This is a genomic window from Bacillus cereus group sp. Sample62 (assembly GCF_036851315.1).
Classification (GTDB): Bacteria; Bacillota; Bacilli; order Bacillales; family Bacillaceae_G; genus Bacillus_A; species Bacillus_A wiedmannii.
The window spans coordinates 516,630-535,000 of record NZ_JAFLPK010000001.1 but is presented as its reverse complement, the minus strand read 5'-3'; the positions used below and the strand labels follow the sequence as shown (position 1 = coordinate 535,000).

Here is an 18,371-nt window from a genome sequence, read left to right as displayed (position 1 = left end):
AAGTGCGACATAATCGCACTTGGAATACTATCATCTGAGGAGGTATGCCCTACACTTCACTTTATGTAAGACGATAAAATATGTATAGACACTCGCCTTACTTCTATATATTTATCTCCACAATGAATTTACTTTATATAAGAAAGAACATCCTCAATATGTCCTTTCACTTTCACTTTACGCCATTCTTTTACAAGCTCACCGTCTTTATTAATAAGGAATGTAGAACGCTCGATTCCCATGTACTCTTTTCCAAAGTTCTTTTTCAATTTCCAAACATCGTACAATTCTGCTACCTTATGATCTTCATCTACTAAAAGTACAAATGGAAGCTCATGCTTCTCAATGAATTTCAGATGTCTGTTCGCTGAATCAGGACTTACACCAAGAATAACTGTATCTTTCTCTTGAAATAATCCATATGCATCTCGAAAATCACATGCTTCAGTTGTACACCCTGGAGTCATATCTTTCGGATAAAAATATAGCACTACATTTTTACCACGAAAATCAGCTAAGCGAACTTGTTCCCCGTTACTTCCCTCTATTGTAAATTCTGGAGCCATTTCTCCTACTGTAATCATTGTTATCACTCCTACTCTTTTCTTTTACTATATCAAATGCTATCTTATTTTTCATTGTCTATTACAGACCTCATTACAAAAGCAAACGGTAATGTATATCCAATTAGCGCTTCTGCAATCGCAATCCATCTCCCTATTCCAATCGGAGCTATATCACCGTACCCAACGGACAATAAAGTAACTGCGCTAAAATATAAGCAAATTTCTACAAGTTGAAAAGATTGGGCATGCAAGCTTTCTCCATCTTCTTTCAAAACCGCAAAACCCATTTCTTCTAATACAACATAACTTAACCCAAACGCAATCAATACCGTTGTATAAATTAAAAATAAGGAGGCTAAATTATAAAGCGAAAAGAAACGCCTAGAATCTGAATATGAACTCCATAACAATTGGACACTTCTCAAAATAGCAATTGCTGCAATTAATAGAATAAATCCCCATAACATGTCCTCCACCTCATTTTATATGTATGAGGCAGCCACTGGATTTATCCCTTAGAAACAAACAAGCTTCTATAATTAATTCCCAGCACCACGATACCTTTTTACCCCTTGATTCCAAAGAGTAATTGCAATCATAAAACAGATAACACCAACGAGTGGTGTTGCAAATGCATAGCTATTCCACTCTGTTTTTCTTAAAAAGTATGCTGCTGGATACACTCCGACAAACGCAAATGGTAAAACAAACGTTAAAATGAAGCGAATCACACGGTTATAAATGTTAACAGGATAGCGGCCATAGTTACCTATGTTATACATTAGCGGCATAATTGAACTTTTCGCATCCGACCAAAAACCAAGGCTCGCAAGCGTAACAAATATCCCTCCATATACAAGTGCTCCTCCTCCTACCATCAGTAAGAATAAGAAGAAATCGTACCAGTAAAAAGATAATTGCAGCTCCACTGCTGCGTAGCCCATTACAATCATTCCTGTAATGGCTCCAATTAAAGATTCAAGTTCCATTCTTTCTAATATAATTTGAAATAAACTATGAATCGGTCTCGTTAATATACGATCCATTTCTCCTTTAATAATATAACGATCATTAAAGTCCCATATGTTAAAGAAAGCTGAGAATATGGCAAACGGTACTAAAAAGAAACCATAAATAAAGATTACTTCTTCTCTACTCCAGCCTTTCAATGCTTGTGTATGCCCAAACACAACGAGAATAAAGATTAAATTAACAGCCTGTAGTGCTAAATCAGAAAGTAATCCAACGATAAAATCGCCCCGATACTCCAATTTTGTTTTTATATATTGGCTTGCATATTGCAAAAATAGGTTTATATATATCATCTCATCATCCCCCTTGTACAATTAGACGTTTTCTCGCCGTTCTCCACATGAGTACAATTGGAATAATAAGTACAATTGCCCAAATTACTTGGAATAATAATGCCTCATACAATTTACTTCCTTGTATACCTTCTGAAAAAATCATACTCGGAATATAACTAATAGCCTGAAACGGTAAAAATATCATTGCCTTTTGGGCCCATAACGGATAAAAACTAATTGGTAATAATAGACCTGAAAATAAATCAATAACAACACGTTTTGCATACATAATTCCACTATTATTAAATAGGAAGAACGTGAGCATTCCCGTCATTAAATTAATTTGTGTATTAATAATAAAGCTAAATATTAAAGATAAGAAGAAATATAACCACGTTTGAAAATTCGTAGTAATTTGCAATGAAAATAATAAGGTAACAATAACCATACCTGGAATTGAAAAGAAGGCAAAACGAAATATTCCTTCACCAAGACCTTGCATCACTTTCATTCCTAAATAGTTATATGGACGAATCAGTTCTACCGCTACACGTCCTTCTTGAATTTCCATCGCAATTTCCCTGTCTATATTATTAAAATAAAAGGCACGTGCCATCCACGCAATTGCGATATACGTAGTCATTTGCGAAATAGATAAACTTTCAATATTCTCTTTTCCACTATAAATTGCTTGCCATAAAAAATAATACGCGCCGATATTAATTGTATAAATTAAAATCCCGCTATAATAGTTTGTACGATACGCAAGCATCATTAAAAAGCGAATTCGAATCATTTCAATGTACTTACCCATGTTTAATACCCTCTTCATAAATGTTACGAATAATTTCCTCTGTAGACACTTCGTTAATTTTTAAATCTTTAATTTGAAATGCTTGTACTACTTTAGAAATAAGCATTGAAATGATAACTTCTTCATTCGGTATTTTTGCAACCCACGCGTTTTCCTCTTTCGCTTTCGACCAAACGACGTGACTATCTGGCATAACCATTGATAACGCCTGATAGGAAACTGGTGCAATAAATTGAAAATGTATTTCCTTCTCTGCTCCCCACTGCGTACGAAGATTATTTAAAGAACCGTCATACATAATATTTCCTTCATCCAGCATGATAACGCGCTCACATAAAGCTTCAATATCAGTAATATCATGGGTTGTTAATAAAATTGTTGTTTTATAACGTTCATTCATTTCTTTTAAAAATTCACGTATTTTCAATTTCACAAGAACATCTAACCCAATTGTTGGTTCATCTAAAAATAATAACGGTGGATTATGAATTAATGCTGCCGCTAATTCACAACGCATTCTTTGACCTAGAGATAACTTTCGAACTGGCTTATCTAATAAAGGACCAATATCTAACGTTTCAATCACGTGTTCCATATGCTCTTTATACTGAGCGTCTGATACACCGTACACTTTTTTTAATAAACGAAAAGATTCTTGTACAGCAATATCCCACCAAAGTTGTGAGCGTTGACCGAAAACAACACCAATTGTTCTTACGAATTCTTCTCTCTGCTTATGCGGATTCATCCCATTTACTAAAATCTCTCCTGATGTCGGAGTCAAAATCCCAGTAAGCATTTTAATTGTCGTTGATTTACCGGCACCATTCTCACCAATATACCCAACCATTTCACCTTGTTTCACAGTAAAAGATACATCATTTACTGCTGGTACTATTTTATAATTACGATTTAATAAATCGCGAAATGCACCCTTTAAACCCGGACGACTTGAATAGGCTGTAAACTCTTTACGTAACCCTTGTACCTCAATTACCGATTTCATAACCGGACCCCCTTCCTAAATGTCACAACGAATAGTTTACCCAACTGCCTTCTCTATCACAAACAATACGTCTTTTCGAAAAACATGTTAGAATAATACATAGATTTTTGTAAGGAGATGAATTGTAGTGAAATTCACAAAATCAGAAGCATTACATAAAGAAGCTTTAGAACATATCGTTGGCGGAGTTAATAGTCCTTCTCGTTCTTTTAAAGCAGTTGGCGGCGGCGCTCCTGTTGCTATGGAACGTGGAAAAGGTGCTTATTTCTGGGATGTAGACGGAAATAAATATATCGATTATTTAGCAGCATACGGTCCTATTATTACTGGACATGCTCACCCGCACATTACAAAAGCAATTACAACAGCTGCTGAAAATGGTGTACTTTACGGAACACCAACAGCACTAGAAGTAAAATTTGCAAAAATGTTAAAAGAAGCAATGCCTGCATTAGATAAAGTCCGATTCGTAAACTCTGGTACTGAAGCAGTAATGACAACAATCCGTGTCGCTCGTGCTTACACAGGCCGCACAAAAATTATGAAATTCGCTGGTTGTTACCACGGTCATTCTGATTTAGTACTTGTAGCAGCTGGATCTGGTCCTTCTACTCTAGGAATTCCTGACTCAGCTGGTGTACCACAAAGTATCGCACAAGAAGTTATTACCGTTCCATTTAATAATGTAGAAACTTTAAAAGAAGCATTAGATAAATGGGGACATGAAGTAGCAGCTATCCTTGTAGAACCGATTGTTGGAAACTTCGGTATTGTAGAGCCAAAACCTGGCTTCCTTGAGAAAGTAAATGAACTTGTTCATGAAGCTGGTGCACTAGTAATTTATGATGAAGTTATTACTGCTTTCCGCTTCATGTACGGTGGTGCTCAAGACTTACTTGGCGTAACACCAGACTTAACAGCGCTTGGTAAAGTTATTGGCGGTGGACTTCCAATCGGTGCTTACGGTGGTAAGAAAGAAATTATGGAACAAGTTGCCCCTCTTGGACCTGCATATCAAGCTGGTACAATGGCAGGAAATCCTGCTTCTATGGCATCTGGTATTGCTTGTCTAGAAGTTCTTCAAGAAGAAGGGCTTTATGAGAAATTAGATGAACTTGGTGCAATGCTTGAAAAAGGAATTTTAGAGCAAGCTACAAAACATAATATTGATATTACATTAAACCGTCTAAAAGGTGCTTTAACTGTATACTTCACAACAAATACAATTGAAGATTACGATGCAGCACAAGATACAGACGGTGAAATGTTCGGTAAATTCTTCAAGCTTATGCTTCAAGAAGGAGTTAACTTAGCACCTTCTAAATACGAGGCATGGTTCTTAACGACAGAACATACAAAAGAAGATATTGAATATACAATCGAAGCTGTAGGCAGAGCATTTGCTGCTTTAGCGGATAATAAATAATCCCGTTATTAAAAGGAAAAAAGAAAGCACATCTTTCTTTTTTCCTTTTTTCTATTTCATAAATCCCTCATTAATAGTATAATTATTCATAATTATCTGTTTAATTTTCTTTTATATCCTTACTATCCTTGTATATAAGGCTGCTCACGCCTTGAATAGTAAGATTATTCAAACTTCAATAAGAGGGGGGATTGACGGATGCTCAATAAAACAAATACATGGACACCGTCTTTATTTCGAGATTATAAAAATGCAGAACATGATGCGTGTGGAATCGTTTCCGTTATGGAGAAACGAAAAATTCCTACAAAAGAAAACATTGACCTTTGCATACAATCACTTGTCAAAATGAATCATCGAGCTGGTTTCATTAATGGTGAAGGAGATGGTATCGGAATTCACATTGATGTCCCAAAAGCACTTTGGAATGAAAAGCTGAAAAATAACGGATACAATCCAACGATTGTGGATCATCCCCACTTTATCGTTGGACATTTTTTTCTAAACAAAAACGCAAATATCGTTAATTTAAAAAATCATATTCGTACGCAATTAAATGACGAAAGTTTTACTATTATTTTTGAAAGTGATGATGTAATAAATTCCGATGCACTCGGTCCACTTGGTAAACAGGAAGAACCTTTATTTTGGCAAGTTGCTCTTATCGCAGAAAATAAAGTTGAAAATATTGAGCAAACATTATTTTCAGTAACGATAAAAATAGAGGAAAACGAAGCGATTCATGTTGCCTCATTAAGTCGTGACCATGTTGTATATAAAGTTCTAGGCGCTGGGGATACACTTGTTGCCTATTACAATGATTTACAACATCCACTTATCGCTTCAACTATGACACTAGGACATAACCGCTATTCTACTAATACATTATCTAATTTTTTTCGTGTACAACCATTTAGCGTTCTCGGACATAATGGTGAAATTAACACAATTGCAAAATTACGCGATCAAGCTGACATGATTCATGTTCCACTTACTGTTGGGGGGAGTGACTCCCAAGATTTAAACCGCACCCTAGAAACTCTACTTGTTCAATACGACTACGGTTTATTTGAAGCAATGGATATACTATTCCCACCAATTATTAATGAAATTAAACTTTATGAACCGCATTTACAAGATTTATATACGTATATACGTGAAGCTTGGGGCCATTTTGCGCAAGGTCCAGCTGGTATTATTTCACGTTATAAAGATGAGGCTGTTTTCAGCGTTGATTCCCTTGGACTACGACCAGTATGGAAAGTAGAGACAGCGAGTTCTTATGTTTTCTCTTCTGAACCTGGAGTTGTATCACCAACTGAATATGTAGCAGAACCGAAACCACTCGCTCCTGGAGAAAAAGTCGGTCTAAAGTGGAATGAACAAGATGAACTTGTTCTTTATGAATACGACAAATACCAAATTGAAGTATATAATCGTTTCCAAAAACGAATCGATGTTAGCAATTATCATTTAAACTTATCTATCCCTGAAACGAAAGAAATCCAAGGATTATGTGATTCTGTTCAAGTTGAAACGAAACAGTACGTTTCTTTCGGGTGGGATCGAGAGCATATTCAGCTTCTTGAACAGATGGCAACAAAAGGCGTTGAGCCAATTCGCTCACTTGGGCATGACTCACCACTTGCAGCACTCGATACTGATAGACGAAATATCGCTGACTTCATTAAGGAAAGTGTAGCCGTTGTTACAAATCCAGCAATCGATCGTGATCGAGAGGTCGAACACTTCTCCACACGAACGATACTTGGAGAGCGCCCAAGTTTATTAAGCAGAGCTAAACAGCCATTTGTAGTTGAGATGCTTTCCCCCATTATTTTAGAAGGAAGTGTAGCACAATCTATTACAGAGGAATTACACACAATTACGTACGAACAACTTATACAGCTATTCAATACTCATAGCTCTATCGCTACAATCTCTGCTACATTCAGCCCGACAGAAACTTTACAATGCGCCTTAAATCGAATTAGTTCTGAAGCGATAAAGGCCGTGAACGATGGAGCTTCCCTACTATTAATAGACGATGCCAACGCTCATCTAAATGAACAGTTATGGATTGATCCGCATTTAGTTACCGCTAAAGTACATCAAGTATTAAGCGAAAATAAATTACGCCGAAACTGCTCTCTCGTTATACGTTCTGGTGCCCTTCGCTCCTTACATGATATCGTCACACTGTATGGATTAGGAGCAGATGGTATGAATCCATATTTATTATTTGCAACCGTAAATGATGGAACAAAAACGCCAATTACGAATTTGTATACTGCTCTTAATAAAGGACTAGAAAAAGTCATTTCAACAATTGGAATTCATGAATTACGTGGTTACGGTCGCCTCTATTCTTCTATCGGATTACATGAGGAAATTGCAAATATATTACAAATTACGAATTTCTTCGGTTCAAATGATTTAGCTTTTTCGCTTGAATCACTTGCTGAAGATGCACAATTGCGAGCGGATGATTATAACAATCCTAAAGTTAGAATGCGAAAATCTTTTCATATATTCCCGCGAATTTGGAAAGCAATCGGCGATGTCGCAAAAGGAAACTCTTATGATGATTACCGTGACAAGTTAAGTGAATTAGAAGAAAATAATCCAATCGCAATTAGACACCTTGTTCAAACGAAACAAACAAAACATATAGTTCCAACTGAAGAAGTGTCCATCAGCATTCAAAATCATGATTTACCATTTATTATTAGTTCCATGTCATTCGGTTCTCAAAATGAAGTTGCCTTCCGTGCATATGCAGAAGCGGCCGATCAGCTAAATATGATTAGTTTAAACGGTGAAGGCGGCGAAATTAAAGATATGATTGGAAAATATCCACATACACGTGGACAACAAGTTGCATCTGGGCGATTTGGCGTAAACGCCGAACTACTAAATTCATCAAACTTAATTGAAATAAAAATCGGGCAAGGCGCAAAGCCTGGTGAAGGTGGACATTTGCCTGGTTCAAAAGTAACAGCAAAAATCGCTGAAGCACGTAATGCTACAATTGGCTCAGATTTAATTTCACCTTCTAACAACCATGATATTTATTCCATTGAAGATTTAGCTCAAATGATTACAGAAATTAAAACGGCTAATCAACTTGCGAAAGTAGCTGTAAAGGTCCCTGTCGTCCCTAACATTGGAACAATTGCTGTCGGTATCGCAAAAGCTGGTGCTGACTTTATTAACATTAGCGGATTTGATGGTGGTACAGGTGCTGCACGTATTCACGCATTGCAACATGTAGGGCTTCCTGTAGAAATTGGTGTGAAAGCCGCTCACAATGCTTTATTAGAAGCAAATATGAGACATAAAGTAGAAATTTGGGCTGACGGTGGTATTCGAAGTGTTAATGATGCCTTGAAAATCATGCTCCTTGGAGCAAACCGTATTGGGTTTGGTACATTATCCATGATTGCAATCGGCTGTACAACTTGCCGCGGATGTCATCTAGATACTTGTCACGTTGGAATTGCAACACAAATTGAGTCTGAAGCTCAGGCGAAAGAACACGGATTACGCCGCTTCGTCCCGCGCGAATTAGAAAGCGCCGTTGCTGGATTATTACATTTATTCACCACTTTTGGCGTAGAACTAAAACGATTAACAGGAAATCTTGGTTATGCAAATTTACAAGAAATTGTCGGACGTTCCGATTTATTAGAACAAGTTCGAGGCGAAAATTTATTAAATTTATGTAATTTACTACAAACGATAGAACACCCATCTGTTACAAAAACAGAATACGTACCGGAAAAACAATTTGAAACAGTTCATTCCCCTCATTCAAAAGAATTAGTAGGCGTTGGCGTAGAGCAACGCGTTATGGGTGGGCTAGAATCTTGCTATCGCGTTCGTAGTAAATTATATGAAGACACGAAACTTGAACCACTTACATTAAAGTATACGAATGGCTCTATTCCTGGAAATGGATTAGGTGCTTATAATAGTGAGAACTTATTTATACACGTAAATGGCGGTGCACAAGATGGTATTGGTAAAACCTCCTTTGGTGGTGGTATTTATATAACGAAAGCAAAAGGAAAAGACGGCATATATTATAACGGTTCTGTCGGAAAAGGTTTTGGGTACGGTGCACAAAAAGGATCGCTATACGTTCAAGGTAACGCTGATGCTCGCGCTGGCATTCGCCTCTCTGGAGCAGACATGATAATTGGAGGGCGAATGACAAAGCCACTCCGTGAAAAAGAGCAAGGGAATATAGGTGTATACTCTAATATTAAAGGTTTCGCTTTTGAATATATGACAAATGGGCGAGCGCTTGTTTTAGGGGATCCTGGTCCATGGATTTGTGCTGGTATGACTGGTGGTGTTGTTTATTTACGTCATGATTCAAGCTCGGGTTTAACAGAACACGCCTTAAAAAGAAGAATCGCAAAAGGGGCCAATGTTACATTACAACCAATTAGTAAAAACGGCGTGCAAGATGTGACTGAGTTATTGCTGGATTACATTCGTGTATTAAATGAACATGAGCAATACGAGGAAGTTGCTTTATTAACACCGTTACTCGATGATATGCAGCAACTGTTTTTTGAAATTATCCCGAAAAAAGAGCAGGCTGATCCATCTATCTCCACAGAGTGATATACCAACTTTTCATTTTCAAGAAAAAATTGACGAAGTACACTTCTCATAGTAATCTATAGTAACAATTTGAAACCTGCTGAAATTCAGCAGGTTTTTTCACTAAAAATTGATGTTTAAAAAGAATTAGGAAAAAGTATAAAATGAATCTTAATTTCTTATTAACGTCACTAAAATATCACTTGCTAACATATTGTAATGAATGTATAGTATCATGTTGTACATTCATTATGACAAGAGAAAGGATCTTATTAAGGGTATGAAACTTGGTGCTCGCATTTTAAAAACGGGTATTGCCATCACATTAGCTTTATTTGCTTGTATTTTACTTCAATTACCGAGTCCAGTATTCGCGGGAATCTCAGCTATATTTGCTGTTCAACCGTCTGTATACCGCTCGTATTTAACAGCTCTTGAGCAAATTCAAGCAAACGTCATTGGTGCGGTATTCGCTATCGTATTTGCTACTGCTTTTGGACATAATCCTTTTATTATTGGATTAACATGTATATTAGTAATTGCGCTTACGTTACAATTACGATTAGAAAACACAATATCAATTGCTTTAGTAACAGTTATCGCCATTATGGAGTATCAGGGCGACGATTTCTTTAGTTTTGCCTTACTTCGCTTTGCGACGATTATGATTGGAATTATTGCGGCTTCACTTGTAAATTTAGTTTTTATGCCGCCAAAATACGAAACAAAATTATATCATCGTATCGTTGATAATACAGAAGAAATTGTAAAATGGATTCGAATGAATAGCAGGCAAGCTTCTGATTTTACAACGCTAAAAACTGATATTGATCGTATGAAAGAAAAGATGATCAAACTAAACCATTACTATTTGCTGTATAAAGAAGAAAGAAGCTACACGAAAAAAGTAAAGTTCGCAAAAATTCGTAAGCTCGTTTTATTCAGACAAATGTTAGCGACGACAAGCCGTGCTTTAAGTACGTTGAAATCATTACACCGTACTGAAAATGAACTGCGCTATATGCCAGAAGAATTTCAGGAATCTATCCAAAACGAACTTGACTCATTAACCCATTACCATGAACAAGTTTTATTAAAATTTATTGGTAAAGCAAAAAAACAACAATCCGTTGAAATGCTTGATGAAGTTGAAACAGGTAAACAAGAATTAATTGATATCTTTATGGATTATCAAAACAAGGACGATGAGGAAGCTTATAAAACATGGCTACACCTCTTCCCTCTTATTTCTGCCATTATTAACTATAGTGAAGAAGTAGAGCATTTAGATTTACTTGTGGATAGCTTCTACACATACCATAAACCAGAAGCAGAACTCCAAATCGAAGATAAAAAAGAAGACGAATAAAGAAAACAGCTCCTTTTACGCTAAAGGAGCTGTTTCTGTTATATGTTGAAGTTGATATAAATTGTAATAAAACCCTCTTTTTTTCATTAACTCTTCATGAGAACCTGTTTCTTTAATTTCACCATCTTCAATGTAAATAATCGTATCCACATGTGTAATCGTCGCCAATCGATGTGCGATTACGATCGTCGTCCGATCAGCAGCTAACGTCTGAAGCGCCTCTTGAATATACCGTTCATTTTCTAAATCTAAAGCGGAAGTCGCCTCATCTAATATAAGTAACGATGGATTCTTTAGAAACACTCTTGCAATCGCTACACGTTGCCTTTGCCCACCAGATAACTTCACACCGCGTTCCCCAACGACAGTATCATAGCCATCAGGTAACTCTATAATAAAATTATGAATTTGCGCAGCTTTGGCAGCTGCAATCACTTCTTCCTTTGTAGCTTTCGGATTTCCATATAAAATATTTGCCCCGATTGTATCACTAAATAACAAATTATCTTGCAGTACAATTCCAATATGACTACGTAAATTTCTCATATCATACTTTCTAACATCTATCCCATCTACATAAACTGCACCTGAAGAAACATCATAGAAACGTGGGATTAAACTAGCAAGAGATGACTTCCCTCCCCCACTTGCTCCTACAAGTGCTATCTTCTCTCCTGGCAACATAGTTAACGAAAGATTATGTAATATCTCTTTTTCATCCGAGTTGTAACGAAAAGATACATTATCAAATATCACTTCACCATTTAATTTTGTCGTTTGTACTGCACTTGGCACATTGACAATATCGTATTTTTCATCTAACAATTCAAACACTCGATCCATCGATGCGAAAGACTGTGTTAATGTTGTGGAGGAATTAACAAGGCGGCGAAGCGGACTATACAAACTATCCATATATCCAACAAAGGCAACCATAGTCCCTAATGTTAACCGCCCCTGAATTACTTCATATGCTGCAAAACCGATCACCAGTAACGGGCCTAAATCGGTTAACGTATTCACTGCTGAAAATGTCCTTGCAGTCCAACTCGTATGCGTTAATGCTTTCGTCAAAAATTCATTATTTCTTTTTTCAAACTGCTTACCCTCATACTCCTCTAATGCAAAGCTACGTGTCACTTGCATCCCTTGAATACGTTCATGTAAATACCCTTGCATCGTTGCTAACGCTTGTGAACGCTCTTTCGTCAATTTTCGAAGACGTCCGAAAAAATATTTCACTGCCACTACATAAATAGGTAAAATTAATAGCGCAACAAATGTCAATTTTATATTCATAGACAACATAACAATAATAGCAATAGCAATTGTTGCCGTATCTAGCCAAACATTCATCAAACCAGTAATTACAAAATCCTTTGTTTGTTCTACATCATGGATTACACGTGAAATAAGCTCCCCTGTCTTTGTATTCGAATAATAGCGTAAACTCAACTTTTGTAAATGACCAAAAATATGTTTTCGTAAATCATATAGTATTGTATTTGCGATACGCTGTGCGAAATATTGACGATAATATTCAATTGGCGGTCTTACTACTGCAAAAATAAAAAAAGCAATCCCAACGGCTGTTACTAATTGGGATGTTTTATCTTGAAGTGACCCTCCGCCTTGAATTACATCATCGATAATATATTTTAATAACCACGGCATAATAAGCGGAATACCGAATTTAACTAGACCAATCATAATCGTAATAGCAATAAGCCATCGATATGGTTTAACAAATTGCAAATATCTTTTTATACCTTGCACATAATCCCCCCTCTAATAGGACAAACCTGCCGGGGAATCCCCTGCAGGTTTGTTTTAATTTCTGTACATTAAATATCTTTCATACCACATATCTACAAAATCTGGCGCAAATGGCCCTTTTCTTTGATGAATCCATTGTGTTAATTGTGCTACATTTCGTTTTAAAATAGTATCAATAACAGGTGGATACTGCATAATTTGACTATGCTTTTCATACTCATCTTCATCTAAAAGCGTATATGTCATGTCTGGATATACTTTAATATCTAAATCATAATCAATGTACTTTAATGCTTCAGAATCATATGCAAAAGGTGAGCCTAAATTACAATAATAGTATACTCCCTCTTCCCTTAGCATCCCAATCACATTAAACCAATAGTTTGCATGAAAATAACAAATTGCTGGTTCACGAGTAATCCATGTTCGACCATCTGATTCTGTCACTACTGTACGATCATTTGCTCCGATCACAAGGCTCTGTGTCCCTTTTAAAATTGTTGTCTCTTCCCACATTCTATGAATGGAGCCATTATGTTTATAACTATGTATTTGTACTTTTTCTCCTTCTTTGGGAAATCCCATATATGCTCCCTTCTTTCAACTGCAAATGCCCTTTGAGCTGCATTCACTTTTTTTCTATTATAACTTTTTTGTCGAAATTTTAAAACTAAAGCGACAAGACTCTATTTTTCACACTGAATACTATATCCCTAATCTTCTTAGGAGACGGGGCCTTCGCTGAATGATTTACAAACGAGGAAATGGGAATAGAAAAAGCCCTTCCTTATTTCTATCTAAAGAAGGGCCTTTCACCGGAAGGTAACAATATGCCTTACCCTAAATTCGAAATCATTTTTTCAGTTTCAAAAGATTGAATCACACTATTTGTTTGCTCTTCAAATTTCTCATGTAACAGTTTTAACGCTAATTCTGTTCTATATATTTCTTGACGGATAAAATGTAATTCCTTTTTATCGCACGTATCCTTTTCGCTCATTTCAATTTGCTGATACTTCTCTAGATGAGCTTGTAACTTTAACAACTCATCCATCGTTTCCAATTGCTCTCCTACCAACTTATCAAAGTCGTTCATTACTTACCCCCTTTTGGACTTATTTATCAGTTATTATTCCTCATTACATATTTCTCATCTTTAACTCCCTTCTCCTTTGACTACATTTGTTGACTTATTAGAAGTTATGTCGTTCACTTTATTTTCATTACCATAACCCAGGCACAAAGAAAACACTTCTCCCGAATTAGAGAAGTGTTTTTCTTTCATTACTGATTTGAACTAGAAGATTGTGATTGTTTTGCAGCTGATTGTGCATTTTGTTTTTTCACAGCATGCACATCTGTTTCAGTTGCAAATTCTGTACCATAACTAGCGTTTGCACTTTGTGCACCGGAAGCTTGTGCTTTCTTTGCTTCTGATTGTGCGTTTGCTTGTTTTACTGCTTGTGCATTTGTTTCAGTCGCGAACTCTGTACCATAACTAGCATTTGTACTTTGAATGCTAGCACCAGAAGTTGCCTTGTTATAACCTTGTTGTTTTTTACTCATCTTTCTCACCTCCACAACCAATAATGTAACCAATTCCTTTAGAAGCTATCCGTAATTTTCTTTTAAAAAAATTCCGCATATATCTCTTATTACTCATTCAAACTATAGGAAATGGAGGTGGGAGTATGTATATAGGACGCGATATGACTGAGCTAACGATGATTTCAAAAAATGAATGGAAAGAAGATGAATTAGCTTATTTTCATCACTCATTACAACAGATTTTGCCGTATTTAAATGCAGAAGGTCAAAGTATCTATAAAGAAGTTGTAGTAGAAATTGAATCAAGAGGTGGCTTACAAGAAGGTGAAGCTAGTTGGACTCATGGGACAAAAATTTCTTACGATTAAAAAAGTGTTCCCAATCTAGGGAACACTTTTTTAATTTATCCCGCTTTAATGGGCAGTAAGACCCCCACCTCAAAATGCAGCGAAAGCAAAGAATTTAGGTGGGGGATCAACTGCCCATAAAAGTCCGATTAGTTCAACTAATAATCAGTGGGGGATGAAGAAAACCCCCACTGATTAAAGTTTCACTTTATTGCATTGTAATTTTCTCAACGCAATTCTCATAAATCGTACGATGCGATTTCGAGAATGGTAACTGCTCAAATGCTTCTTTCGATACAAATTTCAATGTATCTGTTTCAACAATATCACCAGTTACTTTTCCGTAAAATACGAATATATCCCAAGTGCGATGTGTAAATGTATGTTGTACATTCATTGCGTATTCTTCAATAGAAATCGAGAGCTCAAATTTTTCTTTCATATAATCTGTAAGCTGCTCTTTCTGATTCCGAATCCCTTCCCCAAGTTCAGCATTTGGAAACTCCCACATGTTAGCTAACAACCCAGTACTTGGACGTTTATTAATGACGTAACGACCATCTTCTGTTTGAAGTACCCCTGCAACAATCGGTACCATTGTAGGGGCCTTCGCTTTACTTTTTACTGGTAACTCCCTTTGAACACCTTCAGCATATCCTCGGCAATGTTCACGTACAGGACAAAGTAAGCACGATGGATTTTTGGGAATACAAATTAGTGCACCTAATTCCATCAAACCTTGATTAAAATAAGATGGATTTTCAGCCGAAATAATTTCACGTACAATCTCTTCAAACACTTTTCTAGTTTTCGGTTTTGCAATGTCATCCCATACTGATAAAATGCGAGATAATACACGCATAACATTTCCGTCAACTGCCGGCTCTGGTATACCATATGCGATACTTAAAATAGCACCTTTTGTATATGGGCCAACTCCTTTTAATTTTTCAATTTTCTTTACATCACTCGGTACTATCCCGCCGTATACTTCTTTCACTTCTTTTACAGCCGCATGTAAATTTCGTGCTCTAGAATAATACCCTAAACCTTCCCATGCTTTTAACACTTCTTCATCACCAGCGTTTGCCAAAGCTTCTAGAGTAGGAAACTTCCCCATAAAATTCGCGTAATATGGTTTTACAGCTTCTACCCTCGTTTGCTGCAACATAATTTCCGAAACCCAGACGCGGTATGGATCTTTATTTTTACGCCACGGTAAGTCGCGTTGCTCTTTTTCAAACCAACCAATTAAATCATTTTGAAACTGCTCTATGTTAAAATTATTTAATATTTCAAGTGTCAAACTTGATCCCCCTCATTTTTTTGCATATAAGTACTATTATAAAGATTTTAGGAAAAAATTTAAGTAAGATGACATAGGAAATAGAAGGCAAAGGACTTGAGGTATCGAATAAAAAGAGTTACATTAATAAAAAACGGAGGTGGATTTCTATGGACACAGCCACTCACCTTGTTATGGGCGTTACTCTAGGCAGTTTGGCAACGTTAGATCCAGCCATAGCACAAAGTGATATTGGGCCACAAGCAGTTATGCTTGCTGCAATTGCCGGTTCCAATATTCCTGACATCGATACAGTTTTAAAATTGCGTAATAACGCTAAATATATAAGAAATCATCGCGGGATTACTCACTCCATTCCTGCAGTGATTCTTTGGTCATTCCTTATAAGTGGCATCTCTTTCGCCTTCTTTTCAGACGCTCCATATTTGCATCTACTACTTTGGTCATTTATTGCAGTCTTTCTTCATGTCTTTGTAGATATTTTCAACGCCTACGGTACCCAGGCGTTACGGCCCTTCACAAAAAAATGGGTAGCACTCGGCATCATTAATACATTTGATACCGTCATTTTCTTTATCCACCTACTCGCGATTGCTTGTATGCTCGTAGGTTCCCATAAAGGGTATACTGCTTTAGCAGCGTATATATTGATGATTATTTACTATATCGGACGGATTATGATGCATAGAAACATACGTAGCGTCGTATATAAACGCTTCAATCATGTGGAGAAAATAATCATTTCCCCTTCTTACAGATTTTATCATTATCATTTAGCAATCGTTACAACTGATTATTACTACGTTGCTAGATGGCATCGTGGTAACATCATGATATATGATAAGTTCGACCGGGTACCGTTCCCAGATAATGCTATTATGCGCGCAGCTAAACAAGATGAAAACATCTCAGCATTTCTATCTTTCTCCCCTGTGTATCGCTGGGACATTTTCGATTATGATCATTATTACGAAGTTCGATTCATTGATTTGCGCTATCGCAGTAAAGATTATTATCCATTCGTTGCAATCGTTCAACTCGACCACAATTTAAATATTATTAGTTCCTATACAGGATGGATTTTTAGTGAAGAAAAACTTCGAAAAAAACTGGAATTACTTCCACATTAAAAAAAGCGACTTAAGTCGCTTTTTTTAATGTTTCAAATGATCTTCTTGATTGATTAAATGGCTATATTTCGGATTATTTGTACGCATTTCATGAAGGCGACCTCCATGATTATTAATCCATGTTCGTACCACTTGTTCAGTCATTTCATCACCTTGATAACGACCTGATTTAGCATAAGTTGTTTGAAAGTCTTCCCACAATAGTTCAACCCACGCACGAGCTTGTGCGTAAGAAAGTTTGTCATTTTTGTCTAATAATTCTTTTGTTAATGTTTCGTGAATATCATTCATGTTCTATTCTCCTTTTACCTATTTATTCCCTTAATTTCTAAAGGATAGTTTCTTCTATTTTGCACATTCTATAAGTGATACTTCTTAAAGAGGTATCAACTGATGATGAGGAGGGCGTTCGCAATGGGTAAACAAGCCGAATTTTGGTCTGAGTCAAAAAACAACAGCAAAATCGATGGTCAGCCGAAAGCGAAATCACGCTTCGCTTCGAAACGACCTAACGGCACAATTAACACGCACCCACAAGAACGTATGCGTGCTGCAAATCAGCAGGAAGAATAGTTCAGGTACAACCTAAAAAATTAACTTCCTACACGAGGTGATAAAGATGAGCTACCGTGATCGCTTAGATAGTCGTTCTGAATTATTTAACCATACGTGGACTCGTCCGAAACATGCAAAAGCGCAAGTTAACGGACAGACGCAACAAACCCAGTCTCTCATTATACTGGCGAATGAATGTAAAAAACGCCAATTTTAGAATCTCCTATCTCCTGTAACGCCTACCAAAAATGAAAACCAGAGAGATATTCGCTCTCTGGTTTTCATTTTTCTTGCAATAAAGAAATCGGTATTCCAATCTCTTCATTATCATTTTGCTTACGTCCCCAAGCAAATACCCCGTTGAAATACGTAATTTCAAATAATATACCAGGTTCTTCTACTAATTCATATGTCTCACCAATATGAAATTTGTTTATATCAGTCATATAAGCACGAGCCATTGCCATCTTTCTCATTAATACATCGAACTCATTTACAATACCAAGCTGCTCTGCCTTTATTGCTTGCTCTTTCAAAACCCCAATTTCTTCCCTTAGCTCATGTGGTGTCATTTCACTGTAGCGTTTTGGCATATTCATCTTATTCC

At 36.6% G+C, this 18,371-nt stretch carries 19 protein-coding genes; 7 read left to right on the top strand and 12 right to left on the bottom strand.

Annotated elements, in window-relative coordinates; all coding sequences use genetic code 11:
* Positions 1–128: 128 nt before the first annotated feature.
* The 5 genes from bcp to J0835_RS02690 form a co-directional block, all read right to left on the bottom strand.
* The gene (bcp, locus tag J0835_RS02710; RefSeq protein ID WP_000633708.1) at positions 129–584 is read right to left on the bottom strand and encodes a thioredoxin-dependent thiol peroxidase; all 456 of its coding nucleotides are present in this window, start codon (positions 582–584) and stop codon (positions 129–131) included.
* A gap of 44 nt (positions 585–628) precedes the next feature.
* A complete protein-coding gene (locus tag J0835_RS02705; protein ID WP_000964347.1) occupies positions 629–1,033 on the bottom strand; it encodes a potassium channel family protein in 405 nt (134 codons plus the stop codon).
* Positions 1,034–1,105: 72 nt separating this feature from the next.
* A complete protein-coding gene (locus tag J0835_RS02700; RefSeq protein WP_087979350.1) occupies positions 1,106–1,891 on the bottom strand; it encodes an ABC transporter permease in 786 nt (261 codons plus the stop codon).
* A gap of 4 nt (positions 1,892–1,895) precedes the next feature.
* Complete coding sequence (locus J0835_RS02695; RefSeq protein ID WP_087979349.1) at positions 1,896–2,687, bottom strand: ABC transporter permease; 792 nt, start codon at positions 2,685–2,687, stop codon at positions 1,896–1,898.
* Entirely contained in the window at positions 2,680–3,693 is a 1,014-nt protein-coding gene (locus J0835_RS02690; protein ID WP_000843649.1) for an ABC transporter ATP-binding protein, read from the bottom strand. Before J0835_RS02690 ends, J0835_RS02695 begins: the two co-directional genes overlap by 8 nt.
* Before the next feature lie 127 nt (positions 3,694–3,820).
* Here J0835_RS02690 and hemL point away from each other — a divergent pair, with 127 nt between their 5' ends.
* The 3 genes from hemL to J0835_RS02675 all read left to right on the top strand — a co-directional run bounded on the left by hemL (position 3,821) and on the right by J0835_RS02675 (position 11,102).
* Positions 3,821–5,119, top strand: coding sequence for a glutamate-1-semialdehyde-2,1-aminomutase (hemL, locus tag J0835_RS02685; protein WP_131933278.1), 1,299 nt, complete (start codon positions 3,821–3,823; stop codon positions 5,117–5,119).
* A 198-nt stretch (positions 5,120–5,317) separates the two neighbouring features.
* Complete coding sequence (locus J0835_RS02680) at positions 5,318–9,754, top strand: glutamate synthase-related protein (protein WP_087979347.1); 4,437 nt, start codon at positions 5,318–5,320, stop codon at positions 9,752–9,754.
* A gap of 259 nt (positions 9,755–10,013) precedes the next feature.
* Positions 10,014–11,102 (top strand): aromatic acid exporter family protein, encoded by a 1,089-nt coding sequence (locus J0835_RS02675; protein ID WP_000765792.1) that lies wholly within the window; start codon positions 10,014–10,016, stop codon positions 11,100–11,102.
* 15 nt (positions 11,103–11,117) lie between these two features.
* Here J0835_RS02675 and J0835_RS02670 read toward each other — a convergent pair whose 3' ends face one another.
* The 4 genes from J0835_RS02670 to J0835_RS02655 form a co-directional block, all read right to left on the bottom strand.
* Positions 11,118–12,878 carry an ABC transporter ATP-binding protein gene (locus J0835_RS02670; protein ID WP_087979346.1) on the bottom strand — a complete coding sequence of 587 codons (1,761 nt, stop codon included), beginning with the start codon at positions 12,876–12,878 and terminating at the stop codon, positions 11,118–11,120.
* A gap of 54 nt (positions 12,879–12,932) precedes the next feature.
* The gene (gene ntdP, locus J0835_RS02665; protein ID WP_000506626.1) at positions 12,933–13,463 is read right to left on the bottom strand and encodes a nucleoside tri-diphosphate phosphatase; all 531 of its coding nucleotides are present in this window, start codon (positions 13,461–13,463) and stop codon (positions 12,933–12,935) included.
* A gap of 250 nt (positions 13,464–13,713) precedes the next feature.
* A complete protein-coding gene (locus tag J0835_RS02660; protein ID WP_000997582.1) occupies positions 13,714–13,974 on the bottom strand; it encodes a YgaB family protein in 261 nt (86 codons plus the stop codon).
* Between the two features lie 188 nt (positions 13,975–14,162).
* Positions 14,163–14,444 carry a gamma-type small acid-soluble spore protein gene (locus J0835_RS02655; protein WP_000039033.1) on the bottom strand — a complete coding sequence of 94 codons (282 nt, stop codon included), beginning with the start codon at positions 14,442–14,444 and terminating at the stop codon, positions 14,163–14,165.
* A gap of 125 nt (positions 14,445–14,569) precedes the next feature.
* Here J0835_RS02655 and J0835_RS02650 point away from each other — a divergent pair, with 125 nt between their 5' ends.
* Positions 14,570–14,794: a hypothetical protein gene (locus J0835_RS02650; protein WP_140386659.1), complete on the top strand. Its 225-nt coding sequence runs from the start codon at positions 14,570–14,572 to the stop codon at positions 14,792–14,794.
* Between the two features lie 187 nt (positions 14,795–14,981).
* Here J0835_RS02650 and mutY read toward each other — a convergent pair whose 3' ends face one another.
* Complete coding sequence (gene mutY / locus J0835_RS02645) at positions 14,982–16,079, bottom strand: A/G-specific adenine glycosylase (protein ID WP_087979344.1); 1,098 nt, start codon at positions 16,077–16,079, stop codon at positions 14,982–14,984.
* A 149-nt stretch (positions 16,080–16,228) separates the two neighbouring features.
* Between mutY and J0835_RS02640 the strand changes: the two genes are divergently transcribed.
* Entirely contained in the window at positions 16,229–17,209 is a 981-nt protein-coding gene (locus tag J0835_RS02640; protein WP_087979343.1) for a metal-dependent hydrolase, read from the top strand.
* Between the two features lie 24 nt (positions 17,210–17,233).
* Here J0835_RS02640 and J0835_RS02635 read toward each other — a convergent pair whose 3' ends face one another.
* A complete protein-coding gene (locus J0835_RS02635; protein ID WP_000997857.1) occupies positions 17,234–17,500 on the bottom strand; it encodes a YfhJ family protein in 267 nt (88 codons plus the stop codon).
* A 123-nt stretch (positions 17,501–17,623) separates the two neighbouring features.
* Here J0835_RS02635 and J0835_RS02630 point away from each other — a divergent pair, with 123 nt between their 5' ends.
* Entirely contained in the window at positions 17,624–17,782 is a 159-nt protein-coding gene (locus J0835_RS02630) for a small, acid-soluble spore protein K (protein WP_000517891.1), read from the top strand.
* Positions 17,783–17,828: 46 nt separating this feature from the next.
* On the top strand, positions 17,829–17,981 hold the full coding sequence (locus tag J0835_RS02625) for a YpzG family protein (RefSeq protein WP_000122093.1): 153 nt from the start codon (positions 17,829–17,831) through the stop codon (positions 17,979–17,981).
* A gap of 64 nt (positions 17,982–18,045) precedes the next feature.
* On the opposite strand, the gene J0835_RS02620 is transcribed toward J0835_RS02625, so the two are convergent.
* Positions 18,046–18,363 (bottom strand): YfhH family protein, encoded by a 318-nt coding sequence (locus J0835_RS02620; protein ID WP_087979342.1) that lies wholly within the window; start codon positions 18,361–18,363, stop codon positions 18,046–18,048.
* Between the last annotated feature and the right edge of the window lie 8 nt (positions 18,364–18,371).

Bases quoted from the DNA above. Each gene is read 5' to 3' on its own strand.
- J0835_RS02690 (WP_000843649.1), bottom strand. From the start codon at position 3,693: ATGAAATCGGTAATTGAGGTACAAGGGTTACGTAAAGAGTTTACAGCC.
- J0835_RS02660 (WP_000997582.1), bottom strand. From the start codon at position 13,974: ATGAACGACTTTGATAAGTTGGTAGGAGAGCAATTGGAAACGATGGAT.
- J0835_RS02680 (WP_087979347.1), top strand. From the start codon at position 5,318: ATGCTCAATAAAACAAATACATGGACACCGTCTTTATTTCGAGATTAT.
- J0835_RS02640 (WP_087979343.1), top strand. From the start codon at position 16,229: ATGGACACAGCCACTCACCTTGTTATGGGCGTTACTCTAGGCAGTTTG.
- J0835_RS02630 (WP_000517891.1), top strand. From the start codon at position 17,624: ATGGGTAAACAAGCCGAATTTTGGTCTGAGTCAAAAAACAACAGCAAA.
- J0835_RS02650 (WP_140386659.1), top strand. From the start codon at position 14,570: ATGTATATAGGACGCGATATGACTGAGCTAACGATGATTTCAAAAAAT.
- J0835_RS02705 (WP_000964347.1), bottom strand. From the start codon at position 1,033: ATGTTATGGGGATTTATTCTATTAATTGCAGCAATTGCTATTTTGAGA.
- J0835_RS02620 (WP_087979342.1), bottom strand. From the start codon at position 18,363: ATGAATATGCCAAAACGCTACAGTGAAATGACACCACATGAGCTAAGG.
- J0835_RS02655 (WP_000039033.1), bottom strand. From the start codon at position 14,444: ATGAGTAAAAAACAACAAGGTTATAACAAGGCAACTTCTGGTGCTAGC.
- ntdP (WP_000506626.1), bottom strand. From the start codon at position 13,463: ATGGGATTTCCCAAAGAAGGAGAAAAAGTACAAATACATAGTTATAAA.
- bcp (WP_000633708.1), bottom strand. From the start codon at position 584: ATGATTACAGTAGGAGAAATGGCTCCAGAATTTACAATAGAGGGAAGT.
- J0835_RS02695 (WP_087979349.1), bottom strand. From the start codon at position 2,687: ATGGGTAAGTACATTGAAATGATTCGAATTCGCTTTTTAATGATGCTT.
- J0835_RS02625 (WP_000122093.1), top strand. From the start codon at position 17,829: ATGAGCTACCGTGATCGCTTAGATAGTCGTTCTGAATTATTTAACCAT.
- J0835_RS02700 (WP_087979350.1), bottom strand. From the start codon at position 1,891: ATGATATATATAAACCTATTTTTGCAATATGCAAGCCAATATATAAAA.
- J0835_RS02635 (WP_000997857.1), bottom strand. From the start codon at position 17,500: ATGAATGATATTCACGAAACATTAACAAAAGAATTATTAGACAAAAAT.
- J0835_RS02675 (WP_000765792.1), top strand. From the start codon at position 10,014: ATGAAACTTGGTGCTCGCATTTTAAAAACGGGTATTGCCATCACATTA.